Origin of the sequence: Sphaerisporangium melleum (genome assembly GCF_014646695.1) — a bacterium.
In the GTDB taxonomy this organism is placed as follows: domain Bacteria; phylum Actinomycetota; class Actinomycetes; order Streptosporangiales; family Streptosporangiaceae; genus Sphaerisporangium; species Sphaerisporangium melleum.
This window is the reverse complement of sequence record NZ_BMNT01000094.1, coordinates 1-5,132: the sequence shown is the minus strand read 5'-3', so window position 1 is coordinate 5,132 and position 5,132 is coordinate 1. Positions and strand designations below refer to the sequence as shown.

The window sequence follows — 5,132 nt, the reverse complement described above, 5'->3', positions numbered from 1 at the left end:
CCTACGCCAGCGCGGCGGCGGTGGTCAGCGAGTACGGGGACGCACTTGCCGGCAAGGTCATCATCGACATCACCAACCCCGTCTCTCCCGACTCCCAGGGCCTTGTCACCCCCGACGGCAGTTCCGGCGCGCAGGAGATCGCCAAGGTCACCCCCGCCGGCGCGCACGTCGTGAAGGCGTTCAACACCGTCTTCGGCCACATGCTGGCGCAGGGCAACCCGCTGGACGTGCTCATCGCCGGCGACGACGCCGAGGCAAAGGCGACCGTGTCGGCGTTCATCAAGAGCCTCGGACTGCGCCCGCTGGACACCGGCCCCCTGGGAATGGCGCGCTGGCTGGAGGGAACGGGCTTGGTGATGATCGGCCTGGGCCGCTATGGCGCGGGGAGCTTCAACTTCACCCTCGGCGTCAACACTTCTGCCTGAGCGCGCCCGCACCACCACTTCTCGCGCCACATCAATCACAAGGATCAGTAGCATGCGCGTTTTCGTCACTGGCGGGACCGGCCATTCCGGTTCGTACATCATCCCCGAGCTCATCGCCGCGGGGCACGAGGTCACCGGCCTGGCCCGATCGGACACGGCCGCGGCGGCCCTGTCCGCGCTCGGCGCGAAGGTGCGTCGCGGCGACCTCCACGATCTCGACGGGCTCAAGGAGGCGGCCGCGGACTCCGACGGCGTCATCCACGTCGCGCACAGGCAAGACCTGCTTGCGTCCGGCGGGATCGACGCCGTGGCCACCGCGGAGCTCCCGATCATGTTCGCGTACGGCGAGGCACTGGCGGGAACCGGAAAGCCGTTGGTCGCAGCGGGGAGCATTGGCTCGCCCGGGCAGCACCTGGGCCGGCCGGTCACCGAGGAGGACCCGGCCCTTCCCAGCGGCGATGAGTACAAGGGCACCCTGCGGGTTCGTAATGTCGTGGAAACCGCCGTAGTCGGCCTCGCTGAGCGGGGAGTGCGGTCTTCGGTCGTGCGGATCGCCAATATCGCGCACAGCACGACCGATCGTGCCGGTTTTCTCGTGCAGCTGATCGCGCTCGCGAAGGAGAAGGGCTTCGTCGGCTACCCCGGAGACGGCGCGAACCTGTGGAACGCCGTGCACGCCCGCGATGTCGCCTCCTTGTTCCGCTTGGCGCTGGAGAAGGGGCCGGCCGGCAAATACTGGCACGCGGTCGGGGACGGGGCCATCCCGTTCCGGGAGATCGCCGAGGCCATTGGCAGCCGTCTGGGCCTGCCCGTCGTGAGCGTTCCCGCGGACGTACTGATGGTGCCCGGATACTTTGGGTTCCTCGCGAACATCGTCACGCAGAGCTACCCGGCGTCCAACCTCGTCACCCGCCGGACCCTCGGCTGGGAACCCGCTCAGCCCAGCCTGCTCGCCGACTTGGACAACGGCCATTACTTCTCCGCCGGCTGACGGCAGGGACCCGAATCGCAACGAGCCCGGCACATGACAAGGGTTCGGCTCTTCCGGAGGGACGCCGAGAATATGACGACCGTGGGCTTCATCGGAAGCGGATACATCGGCAGTACCATCGCGCGGCTCGCCATCGAGGCAGGGCACCAGGTAGTGCTCAGCAACTCGCGCGGTCCCGAAACGCTCGCGGACACGGCCGCGGAACTGGGGCCGCGGGCGTCCGCGGCGACGAGCGGGGAGGCCGCGGCGGCCGGTGACATCGTCGTGGTCACGGTGCCGGTCAAGGCGTTCCCCGGCTTGCCCGCCGCGCCACTGGCCGGGAAGACGGTCATCGACACGTGCAACTACGGCCCCGAACGTGACGGGCGCATCCCCGAGCTCGACAGCAAGTCGCTCACCTCGAGCGAACTGCTGCTGGGGTACATCCCGGACGCCATGGTCGTGAAAGCGTTCAACAACATCTTCTTCAAGCACCTGCTGTCACTCGCCCGCCCGGCGGGGGCGGCCGACCGCTCCTATCTGCCGATCGCCGGGGACTCCGCGCCGGCGAAGGAGGCGGTGACCGAATTCATCGAATCCATCGGGTACAGCGTCGTGGACGCGGGGCCACTGGCCGATGGCTGGCGGCAGGCGACGGGCACGCCGGTGTGGGGGACCCCGTACGGGCCGGCCTCGGACGAGAAGGGCCGGCCGGTCGGCGAGGACGCCATCCGCGCGGCACTGGCCGCCGCAACGCGGTAACCGCGAGTTGGCGCGGGGCGCGGTATGGTCCGACCGTGTCGTGATGCGATCTCCTCGGAGGCGAGACTCCAGGGAGGACGAACCAGGACCGGCTCAACGGCTACCGAACCGCCCTCGACATGGTCGGCGTGCCCATCGACCGCTGTTGGGGTTCAGGCATCGGATCGAGGGCCTGACGGCGCAGAAGGACGGTGGGCGCGGAAGAACTCGATGATGTCGTGGGCCAGCAGGTCAGGTTCTTCGTGGGCGGCGAAGTGTCCACCGCGGGGCATGTGCGTGTAGCGCGTGATGTTGTAGGTGCGCTCGGCCCAGCTCCGCGGGGGCCGGCTCAGGTCGGCGGGGAACAGGGCGACCGCTGTGGGCACGCTCACCCGCTCCACGCGCCTGGTCAGGCCGTGGGCGTACTCGTAGTACGGCCTGAACGAGGTGGAGATCGTGCCCGTGAACCAGTAGAGGGACGTCTGCGTGAGGATGAAGTCGTCGCTGAAGCGCGAGGACAGATCGCCTCCGCAGTCGGACCAGGCACGGTACTTCTCGACGATCCAGGCGAGCAGCCCGGCGGGCGAGTCGGCCAGGCCAGGGGCCAGGGTGAAGGGACGGGTGCTCTGCTGGTGCTGGTAGCCGCCTTCCTCCGCCTGCCAGGCCGCCACGGAGGCGAGGTGGTCCTGCTCCTGCGGGGCGAGGCCGTCCGGGTCGTAGCCGGCCGGGGGTGCCACGGCCAGCAGGTGGATGCCGGCCAGCGACTCGGGGTGGGCCTCGGCGAGCCGTGAGGTGACGCCGGCGCCCAGGTCTCCGCCGTGTGCCGCGTACCGCTCGAAGCCGAGTTCGTCGCGCATCAGCCGGTGCCAGAGGTCGTGCGTCTGCTCCGCGCCGGTGAGTGCGGGCCGCTGGGGCGAGAAGGCGAATCCGGGTAGTGAGGGGACGATCACGGTGAAGGCGTCCTCTGCTGCCCCGCCGTACCGGGAGGGGGTGGCCAGCCGGTCGGCGAGGTGGACGAGTTCGAGGAAAGAGCTGGGCCAGCCGTGCGTGAGGATGATCGGCAACGCGTCCGGGTGCTCGCCGTCGAAGCGGAGATAGTGCACCGGCGTTCCGTCGAGGTCCGCGAAATGTGACGGGAGGGCGTTGATGGCGGCCTCGTGGGCTCGCCAGTCGTAGCCGGAGGCCCAGTAGGTGACGAGGCGGCGGAGCTCCACGGCGTCGGTACCGGCCTCCCAGCCGTTCACCGGCCAGGGCCGGGGCCATCGCGTAGACGTCAACCGAGCGCGGAGCTCGTTCAGTTCCGCGTCACCGACCGCGATCACGGGTGTGTCACTCGGCATGAGTTCTCCTTGCTGTGCTGCGTGATCGACGTGTGCGGGGCATCGCCGCCGGTCACCCTGAGCGTCGACCTTGGAAGCATCGCGGCCGATGACCTCGACCGCGTTGCCGCCCGCGAGTGCACGGCTACCCAGGGCGCGGGCCATGTTCCCCGTCCCGATGATGCTGATCCTGCTCATGGTGTGCGCTCACGACGATCCGGCAGGTCACCGCCGATCTGGGGATCAACTCCGAAACCCTGCGCAATTGGGTCCGGGACGCTGGTGCGAGCCGGCCAAGGGGGCGCCGGACACAGGTGCCGGCCGAGCCGCCGACGCCGTGCGCACCGGCGGGGGTTCGATCACCTGGCGAGCCTAGCGGTCACGTCCGCCCGGGCCGAGCGACGGACGGGGACCACGTGACCACGCCGGTGTGCCAGCCACATGAGCACGACGGTGGCCACCACGCCGAAAACCACGGCGTACACACTGCCCTCCGGTCCGAAGTCGCCGCCCGTGACCAGCGCGGGACCCGACATCGTCGCGTCCAGTAGGCCCTGCGGGGTGTTGCTGCCGGACACCTTGGTGCTGAAGATGGCGCTCGCGGCAATGTTCCAGCCGAAGTGCAGACCGATCGGCACCCACAGCTTGCGGGTCGCGATGTACGCGGCGGTCAGCATTCCGCCTGCCTCAATGGCGATGGCGATGGCGCCCCACAGGGTGGCGTTCGCGTTGAGCAGGTGGATCAGGCCGAACAGCGAGCCGGTCAGCACGAGCGCGATCCAGGTTCCGGTCCAGTGCTCGACGTTCCGGAACAGGACACCGCGGAAGACCAGTTCCTCGGTCACGGCGGCGCCCGCCATGATGCCGAGCAGGCCGACGGCGCTCGCCGGCGTGCCCAGGCCGTTGATCGTGTAGTCGCCTAAGAAGGCGATGTTCGCGATGACTGCCCCGAACAGCGCGATGCCGAGCAGCGTGCCCCGGCTGATCCCCGCGCCTGCTCCCTTCAGCGACACCTCGACGGGGGCCCGGTGCTCGGTGCGCCGCACCATCCAGCCGTAGACCAGGACCGCGGCGACGGCCGTCAGCAGGCCGGCGACGAGCGCCAGCCAGGGGTTGTCCTTCACCGCCGCGGTGCCCAGACTGCCGAGGATCCAGACCGCCGCAACCGCTAAGAGCTGCCATATCAGACGCACGATGGCTCCTTCGTGAGAATCCGCGGCGGGAGGGCCGCGGGCTACCAGCAGGGGTGCGCTCAGCCGGGGAGGTCGACGCCGAGGGCGATGTCGAAGGTCCCCGCGCCGTTGCGGGCCAGGCCCATCAGCAGCGGCCCGACTCCTTCCAGCCAGCGGGCCATCTCCAGGCCGCCGACATCGAGCGGGCGCAGTCCGAGGCTCTTGATGAACGCGGACGCAGTCGCCTTTGCCTCGGCGTCGTCGCCGGCGATGAACACGTCCAACGGACGCCCCTGGGCCAGCACGTGGCCGAAGACCGTGTTGAACGCCTTCACGACGTGCGCGCTCGCCGGGACTGCCTTGGCGATCTCCTGCGCACCGGACGTGCCTTCAGGGATGACGAGCCCGGTGGCGTCGGTGTTGAACGTGTTGGTGATGTCGATGATGACCTTGCCGGCAAGTGCGTCCCCGTACTCGCTGACCACCGCCGCCGCGCTGGCGTAGG

The 5,132-nt window shown here is 69.5% G+C and carries 6 protein-coding genes; 3 read left to right on the top strand and 3 right to left on the bottom strand.

Annotated elements, in window-relative coordinates; all coding sequences use genetic code 11:
• The 3 genes from IEY93_RS37120 to IEY93_RS37110 all read left to right on the top strand — a co-directional run.
• Positions 1-425, top strand: a 425-nt coding sequence (locus IEY93_RS37120) for an NADPH-dependent F420 reductase (protein ID WP_229691793.1), incomplete at its 5' end; no start/stop codon positions are given.
• 52 nt (positions 426-477) lie between these two features.
• Positions 478-1,416: an SDR family oxidoreductase gene (locus tag IEY93_RS37115; RefSeq protein WP_189167845.1), complete on the top strand. Its 939-nt coding sequence runs from the start codon at positions 478-480 to the stop codon at positions 1,414-1,416.
• A 72-nt stretch (positions 1,417-1,488) separates the two neighbouring features.
• A complete protein-coding gene (locus IEY93_RS37110; RefSeq protein ID WP_203968086.1) occupies positions 1,489-2,157 on the top strand; it encodes an NADPH-dependent F420 reductase in 669 nt (222 codons plus the stop codon).
• 152 nt (positions 2,158-2,309) lie between these two features.
• On the opposite strand, the gene IEY93_RS37105 is transcribed toward IEY93_RS37110, so the two are convergent.
• The 3 genes from IEY93_RS37105 to IEY93_RS37095 form a co-directional block, all read right to left on the bottom strand.
• Positions 2,310-3,476, bottom strand: coding sequence for an epoxide hydrolase family protein (locus tag IEY93_RS37105; protein ID WP_189167843.1), 1,167 nt, complete (start codon positions 3,474-3,476; stop codon positions 2,310-2,312).
• Positions 3,477-3,814: 338 nt separating this feature from the next.
• Complete coding sequence (locus tag IEY93_RS37100; protein WP_189167842.1) at positions 3,815-4,648, bottom strand: CPBP family intramembrane glutamic endopeptidase; 834 nt, start codon at positions 4,646-4,648, stop codon at positions 3,815-3,817.
• Positions 4,649-4,707: 59 nt separating this feature from the next.
• A partial coding sequence (locus IEY93_RS37095) for an NADPH-dependent F420 reductase (RefSeq protein WP_189167841.1) occupies positions 4,708-5,132 on the bottom strand: 425 nt, incomplete at its 5' end.

What these genes read in the sequence shown, in the direction of transcription:
- IEY93_RS37115 (WP_189167845.1), top strand. Translation starts at nt 478, where the DNA reads ATGCGCGTTTTCGTCACTGGCGGGACCGGCCATTCCGGTTCGTACATC.
- IEY93_RS37110 (WP_203968086.1), top strand. Translation starts at nt 1,489, where the DNA reads ATGACGACCGTGGGCTTCATCGGAAGCGGATACATCGGCAGTACCATC.
- IEY93_RS37105 (WP_189167843.1), bottom strand. Translation starts at nt 3,476, where the DNA reads ATGCCGAGTGACACACCCGTGATCGCGGTCGGTGACGCGGAACTGAAC.